Below are 24,188 nucleotides of genomic sequence, written 5' to 3' on the forward strand. Positions count from 1 at the left end.
TTCACGAACCGGCAAGTGTGTCCAGGATGGGCGCAGCCCGCTCGAGCGCGGCCATCTCGTCCGGGCTCAGCGACGCCAACCGCTCGGCGAGCCACTCGTCGCGGCGCCGGCGATCGGCTTCCAGCAGGTCGATGCCTGCTTCGGTGATCCCCGCGATGACCTGCCGGCCGTCGGAGGGATGCGCGCTGCGGGCAACCAGACCTGCTTCGGCGAGGTGGGCGATCACCCGCGTCATCGACGGCGGCTGTACCCGTTCGTGTGCGGCAAGCTCACCAAGGGTCATCGAACCGTGCCGTTTCAGGGTGGCGAGGGTTGCGATCTGGGTGGGCGTCAGAGTGTTCGACCGCTCCTGGCGCATACGCCGCGACAGGCGCATCACGGACAGGCGAAGAACCGATGCGAGCTGGGCCTCGGTCACGCCGTCCATCGGGTCAAGGTACTTCTTAGCCTCGCTCATTACCAAGAAAACTACGTGTTCCCAGTGGTATTCGCAGGTCGCCGACTGGCGGGGCGGCCCATGCTCCCGGTGCCGGGACCGGCCAGGACCAGCACGCCGAACCCACGGCCGACGCCGCGTCGCAGGTTCTCCATCATGATTCCTCCTGTGTGGTCATAGTGACCTTGAGTATCGTGGCCTCGGGTCACTATGAGGAGCCTTTGGTGCGGGAGCTCGTTGTACCCGTCGCGCTCCCGCACCTGTTTTCGTCGGCTGTCCCTCGCTCAGCCTGTTGTGCCGACCATGGGGACGTGCCTCTCGGGCCCTTGCCGCGGTGGAGGCGAGCGGCGAGGGCCCGAGGCATGATCCTGCGGGACTGGCGCGTCGAGGACATCGACCCGTGCTCACCGACAACCGGCATCCGGACATGTCCCGTTACACCGGCGACGGCTCGTCGTAGAGCTGAGATGCTCGTAGAGCTGAGGTGTCGGTCAGGCCTGGCGACTGGTCGGAACGGGACGATAGCGATAGCCGACCCGGCGGATGGTCTCGATGCGGTCCCGATGGTCGGGTCCCAGCTTGCGCCGCAGCCGGGTGATGTGAACGTCCACGGTCCGACCGGCCGCCCGGGGGTCGTCGTCGAGGTTGTAGCCCCAGACCGAGCGCAGGAGCGCCGTGCGGGAGTGCACCAGTGCCGGGTGGCGTATGAGGAAGTCGAGCAGTTCGAATTCGAGGTAGGTCAGGTCGAGCAGCTGTCCGTCGACGAACGCGCTCCAGGTGGGACGGTCGATCCACACACCGTGTTCGGGGCGTTGCGGTGGAATGGCTGGTGGGGTGATCGGCGAGGCGATCGGGGGGTGGACGGTCGGCGGCTGCCACGAAGCACTGCGCCCGAGTAGCACCACGTCGCGGTCCGACTGCTGCCGGATGGGGTTGGCGACCGTTGCGGGGACGGCTGTCAGGGTGTCCAGACGGCCTCTCTGCGTGACCGTAAGACGGGCCTGCTCAAGTTGGGACGGCTGCCGGGAGGAACTCGGTTGTGGCGCGGTCATGTGAATGGGCTCCTTCGAGCTTCCTGGACGCCTCCCGGACCTGTCGGACCGGCTCCCGGACCTCCCGGATCGGCGAAGTAGATCCGGGAGGAACCCCGGATCCGGCAGGAACCGCGGGCGCGAGAAGATATGTTGTGCCGTTTTCGGCCAGCTGGACCACGTGAATTCTGGCGGACGGTATCCGTGACCGGAAGAATTTTGGTGGAGGCGGGTTGGTGCACGTTGGTTTTGTCTCTACCGTGCGACGGAACCCGGACAGTGCTGGTCGAAGTCGTGTTCACGACGGGGAGGCCAGAAAGCCTCGAGAAGGAGCGCGGCGTGTAGCGGACCCGCAGTGCGTGGTCTCGGCTCCACGTGATAATTCACACCCAAAGGATAACAGAGCTGCAAAGCTTCGTGGAGGTCACGTTTCGCTGCCCCGGTGCCGGGGTTTCCCATCGCGGGGCGACGGATGTGGTTGTTGTGCCGCTCGTCGTATCCGGCGATCCCCCCGGGATCGCCGGATACGGGCGTGGGCCGCCTGATCGGCGCCACGCCCGCCTTCCCGCTTATTTTACACTCGGTTCATACTTGTTTCATGTTCAGTTCACGCTCGCGCCGTTGGCCGCCAGCGCCGCGGGTACCGGCGAGATCGCGGTGCGCTTCGCGGCCTCCCCCCGCTCCCGCCGGGCGACCTCCTCGCGGACCAGCGGGATGAGGTAGCGGCCGTAGTCGATGGCGTCGTCGTAGGGGTCGTAACCGCGGATCAGCAGCGTTGTCACGCCGATGTCGACATAGTCGAGCAACGCCTGCGCGACCGTCTCCGGGGTCCCGACCAGAGCCGTCGAGTTGCCCGCGGCGCCGGTGGCAGCGGCCAGCGGTGTCCACAGGGCCCGATCGTGCAGCTCACCGGCGGCAGCCGCGGCCAGCAGCCGCTGCGACCCGATGTTCGCCGGTGTGGCGTCGGGGCTGAACGCCCTGCGGAACTGGCTGAAGATGCTGTTGGGCGCGGTCAGATTCGCGCGCGTGTCCGCGAGGATCCTGTGTGCCCGTTCCCAGGCAAGGTCCTCGGTCGGGCCGAGGATCGGCCGGAACGACACGCTGATCCCCGGCTTGGGCCGACCGGCCTGCTCGGCGGCCTGGTTCACCGCCGCGATCTGCTCGGCGGTCTCGGCCAGCGGCTCGCCCCACAGAGCGAACACGTCCGCCTGCTTGCCGCCGACCCGGTAGGCCGCCTGCGAGGACCCGCCGAAGTACAGGGGGATGTGCGGCTGCTGGATCGGACGCACAGTGGCCAGGTGGTCCTGCAGCTTGTAGTACCGCCCCTCGTGGCTGAACGGTTCGGTGGACGTCCACGCCTTGCGGACGATGTCGAGGTACTCGTCGGTGCGGTCGTAGCGTTCGTCCTTGGTCAGGTAGTCGCCGTCACGCCGCTGTTCGGCGTCGCTGCCGCCGGTGATGATGTGGATGGCGATCCGGCCGGCGGAGAAGTGGTCGAGGGTGGCGAAATAGCGGGCCGCGACCGTCGGGAAGACCACCCCCGGCCGGTGCGCGATCAGGTACCCCAGGCGCTCGGTGCTGGCCGCGGCATAGGCCGCGACCTGGATGTTGTCGGGTGAGGCGGAACTGTAGCCGATCAATACCCGGTCGAAGTCGGCATCCTCGTGGATGCGCGCGAACCGGCGGACATAGCCGGGGTCGATGACCGCTCCGGAGCGCGTGTGCGTTTCCGACCCTTCGCTGGTGGCGATCAGTCCGATGAACTCGACAGGCATGGCAATACTCCTCGTGAGCATGGTGCGCAGGGTTGGGGATGGATCGCAGCCGCGCGGGATTAGTGAGCTGTCAGGACGAGCGGTCAGGAACAGCCCTCGACATCCGAGCCGCTGGTCAGGACCGGCCCGGCCCACTCCAGGCCTTCGAGGTTGATCACGATTCCCTCCTGGGTGCTCCGGGAGATCACGACGATGGCCTCGATGCTCGGGTCGGGGTTTTCCTCGCGGTGCGGGACCCACGGCGGCACAAAGATGAAGTCACCGGGGGAGGTCCGCACGCGGATCTCACGACCGGGGCCGGGCTCTTTCACTCCTTCGACGTTCTGGTCGAGGAAGATGAACTCCGGATGGCCGCTGACCACGTAGATGGCGGTTTCGGACTCGCCGTGGTGGTGGTTCCCGGACGCTGTGTACGGGGCGACGTGCACCTGCCCCATCCACAGCTTGGACGATCCGACGGTCTTGCCGCTGACGGCGGAGAACCGGCGCATCCCCGTGGTCTGCGCGGTGTCGGGATCGAGGTCGGGCTGGGCGATCCGGTGCAGGCGGCGGTGGAACGGATCGACGTCGCCGTATGCGGGTACCTGGGAGCCGTATGCGGGTAGCTGGGAGGAGGTCATGAAAGGATCTTCCGTCTGGGCGGTGGTTCCCGGGTATCCGCTGCCGGGTCGGGCTCGACGGTCTGTGCCGTACGCTCGACACCCTGTACAGGATGATCGACGTCTTGTGCAGGTTGACCGCCAGCAGCTTCGGGCCCAGCCGCCCCGGACGGGGCATGCCCGACCCCGAGCCAGCCGAGCAGTTCGGCGCGCAACGCGACGAACTGCGGATCGCTGACGTTGCGGGGCCTGGCAAGGGTGATGTCCGCACTGTGGGCGATCACCCCGTCCTTCATGACCAGGACGCGGTCGGCGAGCAGCAGAGCTTCCTCGACGTCGTGGGTGACCAGGAGGATCGCCGGGTTGTGGCGTTGCCACAGCTGCTCGACCAGCCCCTGCACTCTGATCCGGGTGAGCGCGTCGAGGGCTCCGAACGGTTCGTCGAGCAGCATGAGCTCGGGGTCGCGGACAAGGGCCCGGGCAAGTGACGCCCGCTGCGCCTCACCGCCGGACAGTGTCCTGGGCCAGGCGTCGGCCCGGCGGGCAAGGCCCACCTCCTCCAGCGCCGCGACCGCCCTGGCCTTGTCGGGTCGGCCGGGAAGACCGAGGACGACGTTGCGCCAGACGCGTTTCCAGGGCAGCAGGCGCGGCGCCTGGAAGGCCACGGCCCGCCGTGACGCCACCCGCACCTGCCCGCTGATCTCGGTGTCGAGGTCGGCGAGGATGCGCAGCAGCGTGCTCTTCCCACAGCCACTCGCGCCGAGCAGCGCGACGAACTGGCCGACCGGTACGTCCAGATCAAGGTCGTTGATGACGATGTTGGCACCGAACGCGCGGCGCAGGTTGCGGACCCCGACGGCAAGCGGGGTGCCCTCCGGGGCCGTGACGGTGGCGGCCGCCGGCGCGTTCGCGGGCGTCCTGTCCCCTTCGGAGGTTCCCGGCGTGCCGGCATGGTCCGGTTGCTCATCCGCCGTGTCGACCGGCGGGTGCGCCGGGGATGCTCCGGGCACATCCGGGCCCAGCAGGGTGGTCACGCTCCGCTGAATGCTGGTCGCCACGACAGCAGCACCCTTTCGAGAAGTCGGACGATGGCGTCGACGGTGAGTCCGAGGAAGGCGTAGACGACCAGGCAGACGACGATGATGTCGGTTCGCTGGAACTCCTGGGCGTCGTTCATGAGTTGCCCCAGGCCCCGGTTGGCGTTGATCTGCTCGGCGAAGATGAGCGCGAGCCACGAGATGGCCAGGGAGAAGCGGACACCGACCAGAACGTTCGGCAGCGCGCCCGGCAGGATGACGTGCCGGATCAGCCCCAGGCGGGTCAGCCCGACCGTGCGGGCGGCTTCGACGAGGTCGGAGTCGACGTTGCGGATACCGGCGTAGGTGTTGATGTAGAGCGGGAAGGCGACACCGAAGGCGACCAGGGCGATCTTCGGTGTCTCGCCGATACCGAACCAGATGATGAACAGTGGGATGAGACCCACGAACGGCACGGTCCGGATCATCTGTACCGACGCGTCGATGAGGTCCTCGCCAAGCCGGAACAGCCCCGCGATCAGCGCCAGGAAGATACCGACGGACCCGCCGAGCAGCACGCCGCTGCCGGCGCGACGCAGCGATACCGCGATCGCCTTCGGCAGCTCGCCGCTGCTGACGAGGTCTGCGAAGGTGGTGACGACGGTCCATGGTGAGGCGAGCAGTTCGGTGGACGCGCTGCCGCTCCAGCTCGCGATCTGCCACAGCAGCAGCAGGAGCAGCGGGCCCACCGGTCGCCGGATCCAGCGTGGCACGCCGCGCCGCCTGGCGGTCGACGGAATGACCGTTATCAGCGTGGGGGCGCTGCGGGCGGGCGTGACGCTCGTCGCCGTCTGCGTGCTCTGTCCGTCGGTGTCGGCAGCCAGGTCGGGCACGCGCGTCGTCGTGTCGCCCCCGGCAGTAAGTGTCTGTATCGTCACAAATTCTCCGCTTTGGATGCATTTCTGGCACTGCCGGAGGTCCGCCGTACATAAGGCCGACGGTGACGCGGTCAGCGCGCCGCCGCAGGCATTACAGGGTCAGTGGTAGTGGCCGCCGGCGTCGCGGGGTCAGGTGGCCGCACGTAGCTGGAGGTGGCTGGATTGCTGTTCACCTGCGCCACCGGCCCACAAAGTGACTAGCAGTCAGCCGTAAGGACGGCATGTGTCGCGGAGGATCTGCTGGCAGATATGGCATGTTTGCCGCGCATCCGGAAAACAGATCACTTTACGTGATCGGAAATTCTTGGAGCAGGCGTGCTGCGGCGCTCTTGGATCACCTGCTGGGTGGGGTCATGTCCTGGGCCAGGGGGCCGGACAGGCGGCAGACTTCACCCGAAGAAGGTCGATGTGACCCCGAGTAACCAGAAGCGCCGGCTTAAACATGAAATCAACGGAAGCATGACGCTCCTACCTGCGTCAATGGACCAACTTATGTGACGCATATCACTTTTCCACTCCTTGACTGAACAAGCGAAAAATACGCAGAGTGCTGTTTTGTGCCTGCTGAGACCGTTCTGACGCGACGTCGTTGCGTGGATTACGGTCGGGCCTGGAGCAGTCGCTGTCGATGATGGCCTTGCTGGCGCCGTCGTTGCGAATCCGTTCGGTGCATGGCTGCTTTCTCACGGTAGTGTAAATTTCTGTAATCAGAATTTTCGCTGGGTTGTCAGACGTTTTTGTTGCCCGGCCGGTTTCTGTTTGTCGCTCAGCCGGTTTCCATCGGCGGGCGGCCACCTGACCCGTCTCCCTCCACAATCACATCCACATTCGCGGACGGAAGAAGTCCGCGTATCGGAGTTGCCTGATGCCACGCCTGTTCACCCGTCCAAGACCTCGCCTGATCGCTGGCATCGTCGCGCTCGCGGCCCTGTCGTTGGCCGTTGCCTGTGGCGGGGGATCCGATTCCTCCGACGCGAACGACGCGAAATCGCCGGCGGCGGGTGCCACGCCGGACCTGTCCGGCGTGACCCTTCGGGTTGCAGACCAGGTCGGCCAGCTCAAGGCAGTGGTCGAGGCGTCCGGCGTGCTCAAGGGCGCTCCGTACAAGGTCGAATGGTCGGACTTCTCCGCCGCCGCCCCACTGCTGCAGGCGCTGCGGGCGAACGCCGCCGACATCGGCAGTGCCGGCGACGCTCCCGTCCTCGCCTCGATCGGTTCCGGTGCACCGCTGAAGATTGTCGGTGCGACTCGTAACTCCGTGAAGAGTGTCGCACTCCTGGTCCACAAGGACTCGCCCGTCCAGAGTGTGGCGGAGCTGAAGGGCAAGACCGTCTCAGCGACCACGAAGGGCAGCGTCGGACACTTCCTGCTGCTCGGCGCGCTCAAGGAGGCCGGGCTCACCCCGAACGACGTGCAGATCTCGTTCCTGTCGCCGCAGGCGGCGGGTGCTGCCTTCGATTCCAACCAGATCGCCGCCTGGGCCACCTGGGATCCCTACATCGCGCTGTCGGAGGCGAAGGGCGCTCGTGTCATCCGGGACGGTGCCGGGATCAGCGCCGGGCTCGGGTTCACCGTCGGTTCGGAGCAGGCTTTCGGGGATCCGGCGAAGCGCGCGGCCATCGCCGACTTCCTGATCCGTCAGGGCAAGGCATACGAGTGGTCGAACACCAACAAGGAGGCATTCACCAAGTTGTTCGCCTCCCTGACGAAGCTGCCCGAGCCGGTGGCGGCGACGGTGGTCGGCCGCCGGAACGTAGCCGTTGTCCCGATCGACGACACGGTCGTCAAGGACCTGCAGAGCACTTCGGACGTCTACACCGAGGCCGGCGTTCTCGACAAGAAGCTCGATGTGGCCTCGTTCCTGGTCCGATCGCTGAGCGGTTGACTGCAGCTGTGGAACAGACTGGAAGAGGCTGAATCCCGTCAACCATCCGCGTCCACTACCGGCCGAAGGAGCAGCGATCATGTTTTTCGCGCTGCCGGAGGCCCAGGCCCCTTGCTCACTCAGAGCCCAGTCGGAGGCTGGTTATGCCGCAGCCCTTCCCGCGCATCATCGTCCTGAGTGGAAACCCCCGCCCAGCTTCGCGGACGCTTGCGGTCGCCCGCGCGGTTGCCGGCCGGATCCGGGACGGCCTGGTCGCTGATCCCGTGTTCGATGCGGGGGCGCCCACGGATCCCGTTGACATCGACCTCGCCCTGCTGGCACGGGACCTGTTCGCCGACGCCGATGCAGCTGTCGCCACCGCGTTGGAGTCCGTACGCGAGGCAGGCGTGCTCGTCGTGGCGACGCCGGTGTACAAGGCCAGCTACACAGGTCTGCTCAAGGCGTTCCTCGATCAGCTCCCATCGGGTGGGCTGGCCGGTGTGGTCGCCGTACCGGTGATCGTGTCAGGTGCGCCGGCGCACCTGGGTGTTGCCGAGCTTCATCTGCGTCCACTGCTGGGTGAACTCGGCGCGACCGTTGCCGTCCCAGCGTTCTCGATCCTCGAAGCCCAGTTGCCGGATCTCGACGAACAGGTCGCCGGCTGGTCCGCGGCGAACAACAGGCTGGTCCAGGCGGCCGTCGCGGCGCTGGCAGCACGGGCATCGGCCACTGCGGCGCCGGCTGCTTTGGTGTCGGCCACCGGATCGGAGCGTGCGCGTTGAGTCGCCCGGCCCGGCCCGCGTCCGCCACCGCTCGTCGTGCGCCGGAGGCCCAGGTTCCAGGATCATCGGATGGTCACGGCATTGCTGATGCCCTGGTGGTCCGGCTTGTCGGCGCTGCTCCTGCCGGCACCGACGATGCTGCTGAGCGCGGAGTCGACCCGGATGTCTACCGCCAGGTCTTCCGCCGGCACGCGGCAGGAGTGACGGTGGTGACCCTGGAAGGAGTATCCGGCCCGGTTGGTTTCACCGCGACGTCGGTAGCCTCGCTGTCGCTTGAACCGCCGCTGATCTCGCTGTCCGTGGCGTCGACGTCCTCAAGCTGGCCGGCGTTGCTCGTCGCGGACACGGTGGTCGTACATCTGCTCTCCGACCGCCAGCGCGACACGGCTCACCGCTTCGCCACCAAGGGGGTCGACCGGTTCGCTCCGCCGACCCGCTGGACGCGGCTGCCGACCGGTGAACCGTTGCTGGTCGATGCGGAGGCCTGGGTTCGGGCACGGCTTGAGCACCGCGTTGCCACTGGTGACCACCGTCTGCTGGTAGCCCGGGTCCTGCAGGCGCACACCGGTGATGACGTGACGCCGCTGATTTATCACGACGGCCGCTACGGGACCTTCACCGAAAGTGATACAGAATGAGCGCAGAATTCCGCCCGAACATGGTTTCATAAATCCTTTGATCCGAATAACGTGGAGGTGAAAAGGTGCGCCTGAAAATAGTCGAGCGAATGTCGCCGGGACGACGCAGATCCCGGTTTCGCGCGTTTTCCGTACTGCTTGTGGCCCTGGTTGCGACAGCTGGCCTGGCTGCCTGCGGCGGGGATTCGGACAAGCCCACCGCCACCACGTCCGCGGGGGTCGCCGGCACACCGGACCTCGGCGGCGTCATCCTGCGTGTCGGAGAGACCGGGTATCAGCGGCAGCGGCTCTATCTTGAATCCGCCGGCTTGTCCAACACGCCGTACAAGGTCGAATACGTTACGTTTGACAGCGGGAGTCTGCAGCTTCAGGCGATGGCTGCCGGGAACCTGGACCTCGCCAGTGCAAGCGAGATTCCGCCCATCTTCGCCAGCCAGTCCGCGGGCGGCGGCAACTTCAAGGTCATCGCGGTGCTGCAGGGCAACACTCTCCTGCAGGAACTCCTCGTTCCCAAGGGTTCTCCGGTGAAGTCGGTGGCCGATCTGAAGGGAAAGAAGATCGGCTATGTCGCCAGCACGACCGCCCACTACTTCCTGTTCAAGCTGCTGGAGCAGGCGGGTCTCGGCTGGAACGACGTCGAGCCGGTCAAGCTGACCGTCCCCAACGGCGTGACCGCTCTGCTGTCAGGCAACATCGACGCACTTGCGACATACGGCACCGCCGTCATCACCGCGAAGCAGGCCGGCGCGACGACGCTGGGCAGCGGCGAGAAGATCCTGTCCGGTAACTTCAACTACGCCGCCACACCGAAGGCGATAGCCGACCCGGCCCTGCACGCGGCCATCACCGACTTCCTCGGTCGCCAGCAGAAAGCATACGCGTGGGCCCGGGCGCATCCCGACGACTGGGCGAAGGTCACCGCCGAGCAGACGAAGCAACCTCTGGCGCAGGCTCTGGAGGTCTTCAGAACCGGGGAGGAGCAGCGGCCCTTCAAGCTCCTCCCGACCTCCCCGGCGGCCATCGCCTCCGAGCAGGACGTCGCGGACGTCTTCGTCAAGGCGGAACTGCTGAAATCCAAGGTGGACGTGGCCGATTACTGGAGTACGGCATTCAACGTCGAGATCGAGAAAATCGGCGCCTGACCGACGGCGTTGTCGGCCGCGGCCACCCGGGTTTTGTCCACTGGCAGCCACATCTCCCGGAAAGAGTGACCCATGTCGATCCAGAGCGCTCCACCGTCAGTTGCGCCATCGCGTCAGTCGCGTCAGTCGCGTCAGTCGCGTCAGGAGCTGCTGGTCGAGCTGGCTGCCGAGTTCGCCGAGACCGCGGCCGAACACGACCGGTCGGGGATTTTCCCGGTGGCGAATCTCGACCGGCTGCGCCAGGCCGGGCTGGTCGGGCTCACGGTCCCCGTTGCCTACGGCGGGGTGGAGGCAGGCCTGTCCGACGTGGTCGAGGTGCTCGGGACGATAGCCCGAGGCGACCCGTCGACCGCGCTGGTCCTTGCCATGACCTACCTCATCCATGCACATTACGGACGTTCCGGAGAATGGCCCGAGGAGGCATACGCGCCCGTTGCGCGTTCCACCGTCGAAGAGGGTGCGATGGTCAACGGGCTGCGGGTGGAACCCGACCTCGGCACCCCCGCGCGTGGCGGTATACCGGCGACGACAGGACGCTGGACCGGGGACGGCTGGGAGCTCACCGGCCACAAGATCTATTCGACGGGCGCGCCGGTGCTGCGTTGGATGCTGGTGTGGGGAGCCACCGATCCCGCCAGCGATCCGGTGGGGGATGCCGCTTCCCAGGAGCAGCCGGAGTCCTCCCAGGAGCAGCCGAAGTCGCGCGAGCCGCGGGTCGGCACCTTCCTGGTGCCGGCGGACGCCCCGGGCATCGAGATCATCCGTACCTGGGACCACTTCGGTATGCGCGCAACCGAAAGCCATGACGTGGTCTTCAACCGGGTGCGCCTGGACGCTGGAGCGGGGATCGCGCTGACTCCCGTGTCGACGCTGAAGGACCCGGCTGCGGCCGGATCCAACATCGCATCATGGAACGGCCTGGCCATTTCGGCGATCTATCTGGGTGTCGCCGAGGCTGCCCGCGACTGGCTGATCAGCTTTCTGCACGAGCGGGTACCGTCCAACCTCGGCAAGCCGTTGGCGAGCCTGCCGCGGTTCCAGGCCGCTGTCGGGGAGATCGACGTCACGCTGACCACGATCCGGATGCTCGTTGAGACGACCGCGCGTGAGGTCGACGCAGGGAAAGCGGTTCTCGCTTCCAGCGGTAGCGCCGTGAAGTCGGTCGTCACGAACGCCGCGATCAACGTGGTGGGCCAGGCGGTTGCCCTGATCGGCAATCCCGGCCTGACACGCGCGAACCCACTGGAGCGTCACTACCGAAACGTGCTCTGCGGCCGGGTGCACACCCCGCAGGATGACGCCATTCACGCCGCGGCCGGCCGCGCCCTGCTGGCTCGCTAGCGCGTCGGCCGGGTGACCAGGCGTGGCCTGGTCAACGGTGGCATGCGTTGACGGGCGCCGGCCACCGAGAAGATCATCGCGAGTTTGTCGCTGTTTTTGGTGCTCATAGTTTTTGGCGCGCGGCCGGGGGCCGGAAGTCAACCGCGGTGTCGCTGGTCGGCGGATGGAGTTCCGTGTACAGCTCGTGGGCGCCGTCGGAGCGTGTCGCCTCGTAGAACAGCCGGGTTCCGCCGTCGGTGAGCTCGACGACGCTCAGGTAGCGCACACCTCCGGCGCCGTGGGGTGACACCGCGGCCGGTTCGTCGCCCACCGCGTGGAACCGGTCGTTCAGGGTGAGCCCGACGGCAATCCCGGTACGTTCCTCCCAGTTCTCCTCGGCCGATGCGCGGCCGTCATAGTAGGCGATCGGCTGCCGGTCGTCGCAGAGGACCGAGGAGATCCGGACCCCGCGGCGGTCCCAGGCGCCGGGACGCGGTGCGAGCGCGGTGCCCCGCCAGGTCCAGGTCAGGCCGTCCGGGCTGGTCGCGTGGCGGGTCTCCATCCGGTCCGTGGCGTCCGGGTCGTCCAGGAAGTGGCACGAGGCCCACAGGTGCCAGCCCTCGTCCGTCCGGACCAGCACCGGGTCCTTGACCGCGGTGTGGGCGTCCCCGGGAAGGACGGTGCGACGGTCGGCCGGGTCGAAGCCGCTCGGGGAATCCGCCTCCAGGAGGTCGACCCACCAGTGCGGACTGTTCGGCGTGGCGCAGCTGACGTAGAGCCGCCACCGGCCTTCGGGCGTGACGACGAGCGCAGGGCGCTCCAGGGACTCCGCGCCGAAGGGTTCCCGGTCGATCGTGGTTATCGTTTCGAACCGCTCACCATCGGTCGACCTGGCGATGACGACGGCGTATCCACGGCCATGTCCGAGCGGACGGCGTAACCGGTAGGCCAGATAGAAGATTCCATCGACGAGAATCGCGCTCGGCGCTCCCGCCCAGTACCCGGGACCGCCGCCGGGCGGTGGCACAACGGTCACGGCAGTATCCCACAGGGGAAGCGGCGGTTTGGGCGTACGCAGAGCTTCCTTCGTCACCACCGGCCCAACTGTAGCGACCCGGTGAACAGCGGCGGGGCGCAGGCTCCCGGCGGGCGCAGACCGCGGCGCAGTCACAGCAGACGGCATCCGTATGCTCCGCCCCGGACGGGCGAGCCCGGGTAGCGTCATGAGGGTGAGCGCGACGGGCGAGCGCCGGCAGCTGGAACCGCTCCCGTACGACGGTGTGCTGTCGGTGACGGTGGGGACGGTCCTGTGGTTCGTTGGCCTGGTCGTGATGCTGCCGTTCTGGGATGATCTGCGCGATGCCGGTCACCTGTGGTTGATCGCTACCGCCGCCGTCGGTTCGGTGCTCGGTCTGGCCGGCATCTGGTCCACGACCCGCCGCCGCAACCGCCTGCGCCAGCGGGTTCCCCCCGCCCATGATTCCCAGGCATGATGTGATCTGCAGTGGTCGCTACGCATCGTAAGTAGTTTATGACACGGGCTGCGAGCATCGCTGTGGCCCGAAGGTACGATCGGTGACATTGGTCATTTTCCGGCTACATGCCGGCGGCGCGCTTCCTCGCGGAGTTCCATGGCTGAGCTCAGCAGAACAGGCGGTGTTCCGCCGAGCGGTGGACCTGTTCGTTGAGGGGCTTGCGGCGGGCGAGTTCCATCCGAGGTTGCGGGCTCCTGTCATGCATGTTTGCCGCCCATCCTCTCGGCGGCCGGGGGCGCGCTGGGTCAGGAGTCGTCGAGGTCGGCCTCGGCCTGGAGCTGGCCTTCACCAGCGGGGTCGCGCAGCGCCTCGGCGATGGCGTGCCGACGGTCCCAGGTACCGGCATGCCAGGCCAGGGCCCTTGCCAGCGCGTTCGTTCCGGCGGCGGCATCGACGTGAATCTCCCCGCTGATGCCACCGATCACCCGCCACGGGACGGGTGTGGGCCGACCATCGACGTCGGCCACGAGCAGGCGGGTGTGGGAAAGGTACGGCGTCCCGTCCGGTGCCGTGAGTTCCTCGGGGGCTTGAGGGGCGTCCCCTTCGTCGGGCCTGACGACGGCGTCACGGTCGTCGGAAGCGATGATGACGTCACGGTCATCGCGAGCGATGACGATGTCGCAGTCGCCCAGTGTCGAAAGCAGTGGTACGCCGAGTACATGTGATGCCTCGGCTGCCCGGTCCAGCGGCATCCGCAACGCTCCGCGGCCCGCACCGAGCAGCGGCAGGAGGTCCGGCGCGTCCACGATCACGGCGTCGGACGTCCGTACCACTCCGTCCGGAGTACGGACGGTGAACGGGGGGTCGATACCGGCTGGTCCGTTGCCGTTGCCGTTGCCGTTGGTGTCGGTGCGGGGGAGGGCGGCAACGGCATCCACCGCGGCCATGTAAAGGGCACGGGCCGCCGGCCACGGCACGTCCCGGTCGGCGTCGCCGAGCCGGTCCAGCAGGTCGAGGACCGCGTCCGGATCGCTTAGGACGTCGGAGAGCGTGAGCCGGCAACCGAGCCGGCGCAGCAGGTCGACGTCGACTCCGGGCAGCGTGGCGGCCGGCGCGAACAGTCCGTCGAGCAGCGGGTCGGCGCCGGGCAGGGCAAGCTCCGGCGGTGGCAGCACAGTCGCGGATCCGGCGACCGGAAGCAGCGCGTTGCGCGAGAGCCACCAGCGCGTGTACGACACGCCGGCGTGCGTGGGCGAACCGGCACCGGAACCCCGGCCCCAACCGGGATGACCGGTATCCCGGAACCGGTCGGAGCGCATGATCACATCTCGCAGGGGTGGCCGGGCCAGTTCCGCGAGCGCGGCAGGCCACCGCGACGGGTCGACGAGCTCGAGATCGCGAACGGCGGTGAAGGTCCGCAGGGTGGGCGGCGCGCTCAGGTCGGCTCCTGCCAGGGCCGGATCGGACTCGGCCGGGTCGTCGGCGGCGAGTTCCTCCACCCAGGTGTCGCTGTCGTCCAGGTCGAGCAGGACCGGTTCGTCCGGATCGAGCCGGACGTCGGTGGCGCTGAGCACGGCAAAGGTCCGCAGTACCCCGACCGCTTCGAGTACCTGTACCGGCCATGCCCGCGTGAAGTCGTCGGCCAGGACGCGGAACGGCGCATCCGCCGCGAGTACCCGGTCGAGCGGGCCGCCGGCGATCAGGAGCTCGCCGGTGGGGGTGAAGTCGCCGTCGCTGTCGGGAAGCAGCAGGTCGGTGAGCCAGGGCAGCTCACCGGCGACGCTCCCGCCACCGGTGTCACCGATGCCCGCGTCCCGGACAAGTGCCAGGACGGCGTTGGCCAGCGCGAGTGCGGCGTCGGGATCCGCGTCCGCGTCGGCGTCCATGATCGCGTCGCGGACGGATCCGTCGCGCAGGACACCGGTGGGGGTTCCCTCGACCGCACCCAAAGTACGCAGAGCATCACGAGCGGCACCGGCGCAGGCGTCCGGATGCACCACCCGCAGCGGTAGACCCGAGGTCACCAGCGCGACGACGTCCAGCTCGGGGGTGGGAAGCAGCACCCCACGTGGGCCGGTGACCATCCGGACGCCCAGCTCCCGAGAGTCTCCGGCGGCGCCGGTCGCGTCCGCGGCGGTGGACCCGCCGGCGGAGGCCAGCGGGACGGGCAGCGCACCGAGGGCGTCCCGGTCGGGAGCATTTGCCAGCGCTGCGTAGACGTGTGCCCACCATGCCGGTGGCCTGCGCAGCTCGGTGAGGATCTCGACGACCCCGGCGGTGTCGAGACGGCGTACCCCCAGGGCCTCCAGGGCCGGACGCCAGCGGCGGGCGGTATAGGCCGCGGGCAGCAGGCCGTCGACAGCACCGCCTGTGTCGTCGACACGGTTGCCCGTGCGGTCGTCATCATCGGCAAGCGGATCGTCACCGGTGAGCGGGAGGGTGTCGGTGAGACCAGCGGGTGGGACGGCGTCGACGAGCGCAGCGGTGTCGGCGGACTTCAGGGCTGGGGCGGCACTGTCCGTCGCAGCCGCGAGCAGCGCGGTGATCGGATCGGTTGCGGGGCCGAGGTCGCAGACGACGCAGTCGACGCCACGGCGGCCGCCAGGCAGCATCGGCGCGTCCGGCAGAAGCCGGGCAAGGGCTTCCCGGAGCCTGGCATCGACTCCGCCTACCGGCAGCCCGGTAGGGACGAGTTCGAGCGAGGCCGTCGGCGCCAGCGCCAGCGGGGCGCCCAACGCTGCCTGGGCCTGCGCTTGTGCCGGCGGGGCGCCCCAGGCTGCCTCCACCTGCGCCCGCAGGGCGTCCGATGCCGTCAGCGCCTGCGCTTGCGCCGGCCGGGGGTCCGATGCCGGCAGCTGGCTGCCGCCCAGGTCGACGGCGAGGTCGACGACCGCCTCGGCGAGTCGGTCCACCAGCCAGTCCCGCAGTGGGCCGGCGATCGTGTGCCGGCGGGACGGCTCGAGGGGCAGACCCACGCTGACCAGCACCGGCAACGACAGCTGCTCGTCGGTCGGTTGTGGCGCTCGGACGAGCTTCGGGACGTCTTCGGGCCAGCCGCCCTCGCGCACGAAGGCCCGCGCCTCGAACCCGGTGCGGACTCGCTCCTCCACCGGCCGGTCGGCAAGCAGGTCGGGCGGGATCATCCCGCGCCGGACCCGGCCGAGCCAGCGCTTGCCGCCGAGCACGGCGATCTCCACACCTTCCGGCACTGGATCTGTCCAGGCGCAGGTCAAGGTCTGCCGTACTCCGTCGATCACGATGATGACCTCGGTGAGCCCGGGCATGACCAGCGGAAGCGTCGGGTCGAGACCCTCAAGGAGAGCGCGGGCCAGCGACGTCGCGTCGACGTCGCGCAGCGGCAGCCGGACGACGGTGTCGTAACCGTCCGGCGGTGGCACCGCGTCGACCACGGGGGAGGGCAGCCGGAGCACCGGGACGGCGCCGTCTCGGCGCGCCAGCTCGGCATCGAGGGCCGGCACGCCGAGCGCGCCGATCGCGTCGATCGTTTCCTGCTTCGACCAGCGGACCCCGCGGCTACCGGCCGGCATGCCCGCAGTCACCTGGACGTCCCGTGACACGATCGACGGGGTGTCGCTGACAGCCAGGACGGCGGCGAAGCCGACCCCGAAGCGACCGAGGGCCGCTGTGTCGCGTTTGGCTGAGGCGCGCAGCGTCGACAGCGATTCGACCCCCGGTACGGACAGCGCCATCCCGGTATTGGCGATCTCCAGCATGCCGCCACGGCTGCCGCGACCGTCACCGCCGCGATCGTCGTCGTCGGGGTCGCGGTCGCTGGTCAGCGTCATGAGAACCCGACACCCGACACCTGCGGCATGGGCCGCGTCCACGGCGTTCTGGAGCAGCTCCACGACGAGGCGGTCGCGGTAGGCGCCGCGGGCGGCGTCCTCTTCGGCGTTCGCGTCCTCGCGGAAACGGGCGGGGGATGCGGCCCAGGCGTCCAGCACCCGGCGACGGACGGCGGCCGTTCCGAACGGGTCGTCCAGGGCTTCGCCGTCGGCGGCGTCCACAATCACGTTCCCGTACGGCTGCGTGTCCATCAGCCCATCCTCCTCTTCGACGGCCCCTGTCAGTGCCCCGGGGACTCGGGGCCTCCCAGTGGCGCGGAAAAAATGTGCTCACGCAACCTTCGGCCCGCTGCTGGTCCGAGGAGCTGGACCTCCGGCGGCGCGAAAAAGACCAATGATCGCGCCGCCTTCGGCCCGCTGACCGATAATCGGACGGTGGTGTCCGCGGCTCGTCGTGATGATCCGAAACTGGTGTCGGCGGTGATCGGCCAATGGCAGCGGATCGCGGACAGGGTGGACACATTCGCCGACCTGGCGTTCACGCAGCCGAGCAGGCTGCCCGGCCGGAGCGTCGCAGATCTCGTCGTGCGCCTCATCGGATCCGTGGCCATGCTGTCGGACGTGGTCGCGGGTCTGCCTCCACCCGCCACCGACATGAGCCTGTCGGCCTACCTTGCCGACCATCTGCCGGCGTCCGGTACACCGGCCGGGGTGACTGCTGGGACGGCTGCCGCGCCGCGGCGCGGCCAGGGCGCCGCCGGTCCCGGCATCACCGACGCCACCGACGCCACCGACGCCACCGATCCTGCCGCCTCCCCAGCTGGCCGCGCTGGCCCTGCCGCCCCTGACATCGCTGATCCTGCCGACTTCGCCGGCGGCATCCGGTCGCGGCTGCGGGATTGCGTCGTCGCCGCGGCGGCCGGTCTCGACGGTGTCGACACCGGGCGCCTGGTCACTGTCGCGACCGAGGGGAGGGGCGGGGGTGCTGGGATGCGTCTCGGGGACTTTCTGCTCGCCGGGGCGGTGGAGGGCGTCGTTCATGGCCTGGATCTCGGGGTTGAGCCGGTTCGGGACGCACTGCGACTCGCCGTGAAGGTATGCACCGGCCTGCTCGGGGCGCGCGCCCCGGGACGTTCGGTGGAGGTCCGGGTGCCCCCCTTCGCCGCGGTGCAGGTCGTCGAAGGTCCACGACATACCCGAGGTACCCCGCCGAACGTGGTCGAAGCCGAGGCTGTTGCCTTTGTCGAGGTCGCGGTAGGCCGCCTGAGTTGGGCGGCCGCGACGGCGGACGGCCGGGTCCGGGCCAGCGGCGCCCGTGCCGATCTTCGCCCGTACCTCCCGCTGCTGCGGATCACTTGATCGGTAGGCCGCCGGAACTCTCGGAGCGGACCAGATGATCGTAACGGGAAGCCCGGTCGCACTCAGTGGCCGGGGACTCGGTCCCCGGCTGTGCGGAAGAAACATGATCGCGCCTATTTTGGCCGTAAGGAGCGCGAGATATGTCTGTGATATCCGCTGTGTTCGCATGAGTTGGAGATCGACGGATGTCGGCCCGGGTTTGCACTGCTAGCGTGGATGCCGGACCAGTACCAACGACGTCCAAGGAGCTGTGTTGCGCGACGTCGGTGACTGTTCGACCTGCCCACCTGCTTGTCCGGCGGTAGCTCCCGGTCCTGTCCGTATCCCGCAAGTTGTAACAGCGTGTAGTCCCAGTACATCGTGTGTAGGCGCTGGCGGCCCTCGTGCGGGGTGCTGTGTGTCCGATTACGCCGATGATCCGGGTCCCAGGGACGCCTGTGGGGTCTTCGGCGTGTGGGCGCCGGACGAGGATGTTGCGAAACTTACCTACTACGGGCTGTATGCATTGCAGCACCGAGGCCAGGAAGCGGCGGGTATCGCCGTTGCCGACGGCCGGACCGTCCTTGTCTTCAAGGAGTTGGGGCTGGTCGCCCAGGTCTTCGACGAGGTGACGCTTGCCAGCCTGTCCGGTCACGCGGCCGTCGGGCACACGCGCTATTCGACGACCGGATCGTCGACCTGGGAGAACGCCCAGCCGTCCTATCGATCATCGCGGGGCGGGAACGCCATCGCGCTCGGCCATAACGGCAACCTGACCAACACCGTCAAGCTTGCCGCCGATCTCGTCGACACCGGCGAAGGCCGGATCCGGGCGACGACCGACTCCGATCTGATCACGGCTATGTTGGCCGCCCATCCGGGTCCGACGCTGGAGGACGCGGCCATGGCCGTGCTGCCCCAGTTGGCTGGCGCGTTCTCGCTGGTCTTCTGCGACACCTCGACCCTGTATGCCGCCCGTGACACGCACGGGGTGCACCCGCTGGTCCTGGGCCGGCTCGGCGGGAACGGCCCGGACTCCGGCTGGGTCGTGGCGAGTGAGACCGCTGCCCTTGACATCGTCGGCGCCGGGTTCGTCCGCGAGGTCGAACCCGGGGAACTGATCGTCATCGATGCCGGTGGACCGCGCTCGCGCAGATACGCGCCCGCGACGCCGCACGGATGCCTGTTCGAGTACGTCTATCTGGCCCGTCCGGACACGACGATCGCGGGCCGTTCCGTGCACGCGACCCGCGTGGAGGTCGGCCGCACCCTCGCCCGCGAGGCCCCGGCGGACGCCGATCTCGTCATCGGGGTACCGCAGTCCGGCGTGCCGGCGGCGGTCGGCTTCGCCGAGGCCAGCCGGATTCCCTACGGCGAGGGGCTGGTGAAGAACTCCTACGTGGGACGGACCTTCATCCAGCCGTCGCAGACCATCCGCCAGCGCGGCATACGCCTGAAGCTCAACCCGTTGCGCGACGTGATCGACGGCCGCCGGCTCGTCGTCGTCGACGACTCGATCGTGCGTGGCAACACCCAGCGGGCCCTGGTGCGGATGCTGCGCGAGGCCGGTGCCGTCGAGGTGCACGTGCGGATCTCCTCGCCGCCGGTGCGCTGGCCGTGCTTCTACGGCATCGACTTCGCCACCCGCGCGGAACTGATCGCGAGCAGCGCCAGCATCGAGGAGATCCGTGAGTCACTGGGCGCGGACTCCCTCGCCTACGTCTCGCTGGACGGCCTGGTCGCGGCCTCCCGCCAACCGGCTGAAACGTTGTGCCGGGCCTGTTTCGACGGGGTTTACCCGGTGCCGCTTCCACACACCGATCATCTCGGTAAGTACCTGCTGGAGGATGTCGTGGACGAGATCACGGTCGGGATGAACGGCGCAGACCCGTCCCCGGACGTGGACTCTGTGGTGCGACCAAGGTGAGCGTGCCGCCACCCGGTTCGCGGGGTTCGCAGGGTGCGGCGAGTCCGCACGGACCAGGGCTCCCCCCCGGAGGGCCCGCGTGGTCCTCACGGTCCTTGCAGCCCTTGCAGCCCTTGCAGCCCTCGCGGCCCTCGCGGCCGGTGAGCGTGTCCTACCGGGATGCCGGTGTTGACATCGACGCCGGTGACCGCGCCGTCGCGCTCATGCGCGAGCATGTCGCCCGGGCCACGCGTCCCGAGGTGGTCGGGTCCCTCGGGGGTTTCGCCGGGCTGTTCGCTCTCGACGTCGCCCGCTACCGGCGTCCGTTGCTTGCCTCGTCGACCGACGGTGTCGGCACGAAGATCGCCATTGCGCGGGCTGTCGGGCGGCACGATACCGTCGGTGTCGACCTGGTCGCGATGGTCGTGGACGACCTGGTGGTCTGCGGTGCCGAACCGCTGTTCCTGCTGGACTACATCGCTTGCGGGGTAGTCGTCCCGGAGCGGATCGCCGCGATCGTCGCCGGGATCGCGCAGGGCTGTGAGCAGGCCGGCGCCGCGCTGGTCGGTGGCGAGACCGCGGAGCATCCCGGTCTCATGGGTGCCGACGACTACGATCTCGCCGCCACCGGGGTCGGTGTCGTGGAGGCGGACGCGCTGCTGGGATCGGACCGGGTGCGGATCGGGGACGCGGTGGTCGCGATGGCCTCGTCCGGTCTGCATTCCAACGGCTATTCCCTAGTGCGCCACGCGCTGCTCGGCCCGACGGACCCCGACGGTCCCGGCGGGGTGTCCGCCGAGGGCCGGGCTGCCCTGGCCCGCCACGAGGACGATCTGGGTACCACTCTCGGTGATGCACTTCTCGTTCCCACCCGGATCTACGCCCGTGACTGCCTCGCCCTTGCCGAGGCCCTGGACGTCCACGCCTTCGCGCATGTCACCGGTGGAGGGCTTGCAGCCAACCTGGCGCGGGTGGTGCCTGCCGGTATGACCGCCCGCCTGGGCCGGTCCACCTGGGCCCCACCACCCCTGTTCCCTCTGGTGGCCGAACGTGGTGGCATACCGCAGGCCGAGATGGAACAGACGTTCAACCTCGGGGTGGGGATGGTAGCCCTCCTCGGCGCGGGCGACGCAGCAGCCGCCGTGGACCTGCTCGCTGCCCGGGGGGTCCCTGCCTGGATCATCGGGGACGTCGTCGGTTCCGCCGGTGAAGGCCAGGCCCGGCTTGTCGGGGAACACCCTCCCGCCGGTTAGTCTCCTGGGGGCTGGTTAGTCTCCGAGAGGGTTGGACCCGCGGGGGCGCCTGCGGTGCAGCGGCAGGATCCGGGCGTTCGTGCCGACGGCCAGCCGGGGGGCGGATGCCGATGCCCGCAGATAGCCGGTGAGCTCCGGCAGCGGCATGGCCGCGCCGGTATGCAGGCCCTGGACGAAATCGCAGCGCAACGCCGTCAGTGCTTCCATGAGTTCGGCGGTCTCCACACCCTCCGCGACCACCCGCAGGTTGTGGGTGTGCGCCAGGTGGATCGTGGCGGCGACGATCGCGGCGTCACCCTGTTCGATCAGCAGTTTGCGAACAAAGCTCTGGTCCACCTTGACCTCGTCGAGGACCCGCTCCTGCAGCAGGGTCAGGGATGAGAATCCCGTGCCGAAGTCGTCGACCGCGATCCGGACGCCGATCTCCCGTAGCTTGATCAGTAACCGGCGTGCCGTCCGCTTGTCCGACATCATCGCGGTCTCGGTGATCTCCAGGGTGAGCGCCGCTGCCGGGACGTCGTGCTTGACCAGCAGCTTCGCCACCTCCCCGGGCAGTTCGGTGTTCAGGAGATTACGAGCAGAGAGGTTGACCGACACCGTGATGTCGAAGCCGCCGGCTCGCCAACCGGCGCATGCGACGAGGGCCTGCTCCAGGATCGCTCTGGTGAAGTCCTGTACCAGCCCGGACTGCTCGACCGCGGGAACGAACATCTCGGGGGTGAGCATCCCGCGCCGCGGATGGTTCCAGCGGACGAGCGCCTCGACGCCACTGATCCGCCCGGTCTCCAGCTCCACCTGAGGCTGGTAGTTGAGCACCAGCTCGTTCCCGTTGATCGCGGAGCGCAGCTCGGCGACCAGGGCGAGCCGTTCCAGGGAGGAGTCGTGGCTGTCGGCCTCGAAGCGCCGCCACCGGGGGTGGGAGTGTTTCGCCTGGTACATGGCGATGTCGGCCCGTTGCAGAAGCTCCTCGGTGTTGGTCCCGTCCTGGGGGCAGCAGGCGACCCCGACGGATGCCTCCACCGCCAATGCGATGCCGTCCATGACGACGTCACGGCACAGCACGTCGGCGAGTTCGGCGGCAGTTGCCTCGGCCTGAGCGGGGTCCTCGATGCCGGTGACGAGGACGGCGAACTCGTCCCCGCCCAGGCGGGCGACGACGTCGTCCTCCCGGACGCTGCGCCGTAGCCGCTCGGCAACGGCCTGCAGCACACGGTCACCGGCGCTGTGTCCGAGGGTGTCATTGATGATTTTGAAGCGGTCCAGGTCGATCATCATAAGAGCGACGGACCTGCCCGTCGTGGCCTGCCGCTGTAGTTCGGCCGCTGCCCTGGCCATCAGCAGCCGGCGGTTGTCCAGGCCGGTCAGCCAGTCGTGCCCGGCATCGTGGGCCTGCTCCTCGGCCGCCCGGCGGGCGCGAGCTTCCAACCGGGCATGCGCAAGAGCGCGGGAGACCGTCTGGATGAAAGCCGCCAGAATCTGGTCCTCGTGCTGACGCCAGGCCGTCGGCTGGTGGAAGGTCAGCGTGAGGACGCCGATCTGTTCCTCGCCCGCGAGCAGGGGTGCGCCGGCCTCCCGGACCCGGCACGACAGCCTCCGGCGGCGCCTGGACGGAGCTGGTTGGCCTCCCGCTCCCGGAAGGGCCCCTTCTTTTCTCCGGCGGACACCTTCGCCCAGAAGTTCGTCTGGAAGCGAGTCTTCTTCCTGGAGCGCGCCTTCCGGAAGCGTGCCTTCCGGCGACACACCGTGGGACGGATGTTGTTCGACCGTTGCCGGCGGACCGTCGGCGGGTGCCACGGGCCAGATGGTCAACGTCGTGCTGTCCGCGCGGAACAGGGTCTCGGCTCTACGTTTTGCAATCATGATGACGGTCGGCTCGTCGGCGTCGGCAAGTTCCCAGGACGCAGCGTTGATCTCGTCCCAGTGGCTGCGTTCCTCCAGGGAGCGGAGTCTGCGGTGGTGACAGATGCCAGGGCCGGCCGCGGCGAGCGGAAGCGTGAGCGCAGCGACCGGGCTCCAGCGCACGATCGCGAGCACCAGCAGGCCCAGCGCGGTGTTTGCGACAATCGACTGCAACCGCAGGACTGCGAGGCTGTCGTGCGGCAGGCGCCGGGAGGATGCCCCCGACCGCTGGAAGGACGCCCCTGGGCGCGCTGCCGCGCACGCGGTCAGGACCCAGGTGAGGACTCCACAGACCGCGGCGGCCACGGCCGCGGCGGCGAACGCGTGGGCGTCCGGGAGCATCGCTGGCAGGTCGCGGCCACCCATGACCGCGGCTGCGGCCAGGACACCTGCCCCAGTACTCGTGGTGACGACGGCGGTGTGCATCAGCGCCGGAAGCAGCCGGCGTCCGACGGCCAGCTGCGGTCCCAACGTCGCCGGCAGGCCGAGCAGGATGACCCACGGGCCTGGGACCAGTGCGAGGACGATGATCAGTGAAGCTTCCCTGAGGTTGAGGTCCTCGGGGGTACGGCCGATCCGGCGAATGACTATCGATAGCTGGCCGAGTACCAGGACGGGTAGGGCCAGGGCGAGCGCGTCCCAGGCCGGCCGGTCACCTCGTGCGGCAAACACCACCGCGACGGCGACGGCCACCGCGGATGTGAGCGAGAGCATGCCGTGCAGGGCCGGGAGCAGACGAGAAGAACGGAACCGGCTATTGCCCTGGGTAGCCTCGCGTGAGGAGGCGTACGGCGACGAGGTTGACGGCGGCTTTGTGGACATGTAGCCGGCCTCCGTCTCGACCTTGCGGGCAACACGCCGACACCTGCCAGCAGCCTTCTCGTAGGCTCACACGTTCAGGCCGAGACCCGCTTGGACGGAACGGCCGTCATCGCCTCCAGCCTGAGGAGGTCCGGCGGTGATGCGACTC

General features: G+C 68.6%; 18 protein-coding genes. 9 read left to right on the forward strand and 9 right to left on the reverse strand.

The annotated features are described in order from the left end of the window. Position 1: 1 nt before the first annotated feature. The 6 genes from CV1CTNOD_RS00800 to CV1CTNOD_RS00825 all read right to left on the reverse strand — a co-directional run bounded on the left by CV1CTNOD_RS00800 (position 2) and on the right by CV1CTNOD_RS00825 (position 5,750). Positions 2–457, reverse strand: a complete 456-nt coding sequence (locus tag CV1CTNOD_RS00800; RefSeq protein WP_242606251.1) for a MarR family transcriptional regulator — start codon at positions 455–457, stop codon at positions 2–4. A 470-nt stretch (positions 458–927) separates the two neighbouring features. Beyond that, positions 928–1,488 (reverse strand): winged helix-turn-helix domain-containing protein, encoded by a 561-nt coding sequence (locus tag CV1CTNOD_RS26060; protein WP_131784299.1) that lies wholly within the window; start codon positions 1,486–1,488, stop codon positions 928–930. 581 nt (positions 1,489–2,069) lie between these two features. Beyond that, positions 2,070–3,242: an LLM class flavin-dependent oxidoreductase gene (locus CV1CTNOD_RS00810; RefSeq protein WP_131784300.1), complete on the reverse strand. Its 1,173-nt coding sequence runs from the start codon at positions 3,240–3,242 to the stop codon at positions 2,070–2,072. 83 nt (positions 3,243–3,325) lie between these two features. Further along, positions 3,326–3,862 carry a cupin domain-containing protein gene (locus CV1CTNOD_RS00815; protein ID WP_131784301.1) on the reverse strand — a complete coding sequence of 179 codons (537 nt, stop codon included), beginning with the start codon at positions 3,860–3,862 and terminating at the stop codon, positions 3,326–3,328. Next, positions 3,859–4,899, reverse strand: a complete 1,041-nt coding sequence (locus CV1CTNOD_RS00820) for an ABC transporter ATP-binding protein (RefSeq protein WP_242606252.1) — start codon at positions 4,897–4,899, stop codon at positions 3,859–3,861. Before CV1CTNOD_RS00820 ends, CV1CTNOD_RS00815 begins: the two co-directional genes overlap by 4 nt. Next, positions 4,872–5,750 carry an ABC transporter permease subunit gene (locus tag CV1CTNOD_RS00825; RefSeq protein ID WP_131784320.1) on the reverse strand — a complete coding sequence of 293 codons (879 nt, stop codon included), beginning with the start codon at positions 5,748–5,750 and terminating at the stop codon, positions 4,872–4,874. Before CV1CTNOD_RS00825 ends, CV1CTNOD_RS00820 begins: the two co-directional genes overlap by 28 nt. Before the next feature lie 910 nt (positions 5,751–6,660). Here CV1CTNOD_RS00825 and CV1CTNOD_RS00835 point away from each other — a divergent pair. The 5 genes from CV1CTNOD_RS00835 (at position 6,661) to CV1CTNOD_RS00855 (ending at position 11,562) form a co-directional block, all read left to right on the forward strand. Next, positions 6,661–7,680, forward strand: a complete 1,020-nt coding sequence (locus tag CV1CTNOD_RS00835; protein WP_131784303.1) for an ABC transporter substrate-binding protein — start codon at positions 6,661–6,663, stop codon at positions 7,678–7,680. A 143-nt stretch (positions 7,681–7,823) separates the two neighbouring features. Continuing rightward, positions 7,824–8,441, forward strand: a complete 618-nt coding sequence (locus tag CV1CTNOD_RS00840; protein ID WP_131784304.1) for an NADPH-dependent FMN reductase — start codon at positions 7,824–7,826, stop codon at positions 8,439–8,441. Further along, entirely contained in the window at positions 8,438–9,079 is a 642-nt protein-coding gene (locus CV1CTNOD_RS00845) for a flavin reductase family protein (RefSeq protein WP_131784305.1), read from the forward strand. The genes CV1CTNOD_RS00840 and CV1CTNOD_RS00845 overlap by 4 nt, the downstream gene beginning before the upstream one ends. A 65-nt stretch (positions 9,080–9,144) precedes the next feature. Further along, positions 9,145–10,221, forward strand: a complete 1,077-nt coding sequence (locus CV1CTNOD_RS00850) for an ABC transporter substrate-binding protein (protein ID WP_207386083.1) — start codon at positions 9,145–9,147, stop codon at positions 10,219–10,221. A 72-nt stretch (positions 10,222–10,293) separates the two neighbouring features. After that, positions 10,294–11,562 (forward strand): acyl-CoA dehydrogenase family protein, encoded by a 1,269-nt coding sequence (locus CV1CTNOD_RS00855; RefSeq protein WP_131784306.1) that lies wholly within the window; start codon positions 10,294–10,296, stop codon positions 11,560–11,562. Positions 11,563–11,665: 103 nt separating this feature from the next. Here CV1CTNOD_RS00855 and CV1CTNOD_RS00860 read toward each other — a convergent pair whose 3' ends face one another. Next, on the reverse strand, positions 11,666–12,637 hold the full coding sequence (locus CV1CTNOD_RS00860; RefSeq protein ID WP_207386084.1) for a hypothetical protein: 972 nt from the start codon (positions 12,635–12,637) through the stop codon (positions 11,666–11,668). Positions 12,638–12,764: 127 nt separating this feature from the next. Between CV1CTNOD_RS00860 and CV1CTNOD_RS00865 the strand changes: the two genes are divergently transcribed. Next, positions 12,765–13,034: a DUF2530 domain-containing protein gene (locus tag CV1CTNOD_RS00865; protein ID WP_165485248.1), complete on the forward strand. Its 270-nt coding sequence runs from the start codon at positions 12,765–12,767 to the stop codon at positions 13,032–13,034. Positions 13,035–13,321: 287 nt separating this feature from the next. On the opposite strand, the gene CV1CTNOD_RS00870 is transcribed toward CV1CTNOD_RS00865, so the two are convergent. Continuing rightward, positions 13,322–17,074, reverse strand: coding sequence for a sacsin N-terminal ATP-binding-like domain-containing protein (locus CV1CTNOD_RS00870; RefSeq protein ID WP_131784308.1), 3,753 nt, complete (start codon positions 17,072–17,074; stop codon positions 13,322–13,324). A 183-nt stretch (positions 17,075–17,257) separates the two neighbouring features. Between CV1CTNOD_RS00870 and CV1CTNOD_RS00875 the strand changes: the two genes are divergently transcribed. The 3 genes from CV1CTNOD_RS00875 (at position 17,258) to purM (ending at position 21,319) form a co-directional block, all read left to right on the forward strand. Then, the gene (locus tag CV1CTNOD_RS00875) at positions 17,258–18,181 is read left to right on the forward strand and encodes a sterol carrier family protein (protein WP_242606254.1); all 924 of its coding nucleotides are present in this window, start codon (positions 17,258–17,260) and stop codon (positions 18,179–18,181) included. Positions 18,182–18,578: 397 nt separating this feature from the next. Further along, a complete protein-coding gene (gene purF, locus CV1CTNOD_RS00880; RefSeq protein WP_242606255.1) occupies positions 18,579–20,087 on the forward strand; it encodes an amidophosphoribosyltransferase in 1,509 nt (502 codons plus the stop codon). Between the two features lie 140 nt (positions 20,088–20,227). Continuing rightward, positions 20,228–21,319 carry a phosphoribosylformylglycinamidine cyclo-ligase gene (purM, locus tag CV1CTNOD_RS00885; RefSeq protein ID WP_242606256.1) on the forward strand — a complete coding sequence of 364 codons (1,092 nt, stop codon included), beginning with the start codon at positions 20,228–20,230 and terminating at the stop codon, positions 21,317–21,319. Positions 21,320–21,334: 15 nt separating this feature from the next. On the opposite strand, the gene CV1CTNOD_RS00890 is transcribed toward purM, so the two are convergent. Next, positions 21,335–24,040, reverse strand: coding sequence for a putative bifunctional diguanylate cyclase/phosphodiesterase (locus CV1CTNOD_RS00890; protein WP_131784311.1), 2,706 nt, complete (start codon positions 24,038–24,040; stop codon positions 21,335–21,337). Between the last annotated feature and the right edge of the window lie 148 nt (positions 24,041–24,188).

This window comes from Protofrankia symbiont of Coriaria ruscifolia (assembly GCF_900634745.1).
GTDB classification, from domain to species: Bacteria; Actinomycetota; Actinomycetes; order Frankiales; family Frankiaceae; genus Protofrankia; species Protofrankia californiensis.

Coding starts and splice junctions, on each gene's coding strand:
- CV1CTNOD_RS00800 (WP_242606251.1), bottom strand. CDS start 457: ATGAGCGAGGCTAAGAAGTACCTTGACCCGATGGACGGCGTGACCGAG.
- CV1CTNOD_RS26060 (WP_131784299.1), bottom strand. CDS start 1,488: ATGACCGCGCCACAACCGAGTTCCTCCCGGCAGCCGTCCCAACTTGAG.
- CV1CTNOD_RS00810 (WP_131784300.1), bottom strand. CDS start 3,242: ATGCCTGTCGAGTTCATCGGACTGATCGCCACCAGCGAAGGGTCGGAA.
- CV1CTNOD_RS00815 (WP_131784301.1), bottom strand. CDS start 3,862: ATGACCTCCTCCCAGCTACCCGCATACGGCTCCCAGGTACCCGCATAC.
- CV1CTNOD_RS00835 (WP_131784303.1), top strand. CDS start 6,661: ATGCCACGCCTGTTCACCCGTCCAAGACCTCGCCTGATCGCTGGCATC.
- CV1CTNOD_RS00840 (WP_131784304.1), top strand. CDS start 7,824: ATGCCGCAGCCCTTCCCGCGCATCATCGTCCTGAGTGGAAACCCCCGC.
- CV1CTNOD_RS00855 (WP_131784306.1), top strand. CDS start 10,294: ATGTCGATCCAGAGCGCTCCACCGTCAGTTGCGCCATCGCGTCAGTCG.
- CV1CTNOD_RS00865 (WP_165485248.1), top strand. CDS start 12,765: ATGAGGGTGAGCGCGACGGGCGAGCGCCGGCAGCTGGAACCGCTCCCG.
- CV1CTNOD_RS00870 (WP_131784308.1), bottom strand. CDS start 17,074: ATGGACACGCAGCCGTACGGGAACGTGATTGTGGACGCCGCCGACGGC.
- CV1CTNOD_RS00890 (WP_131784311.1), bottom strand. CDS start 24,040: ATGTCCACAAAGCCGCCGTCAACCTCGTCGCCGTACGCCTCCTCACGC.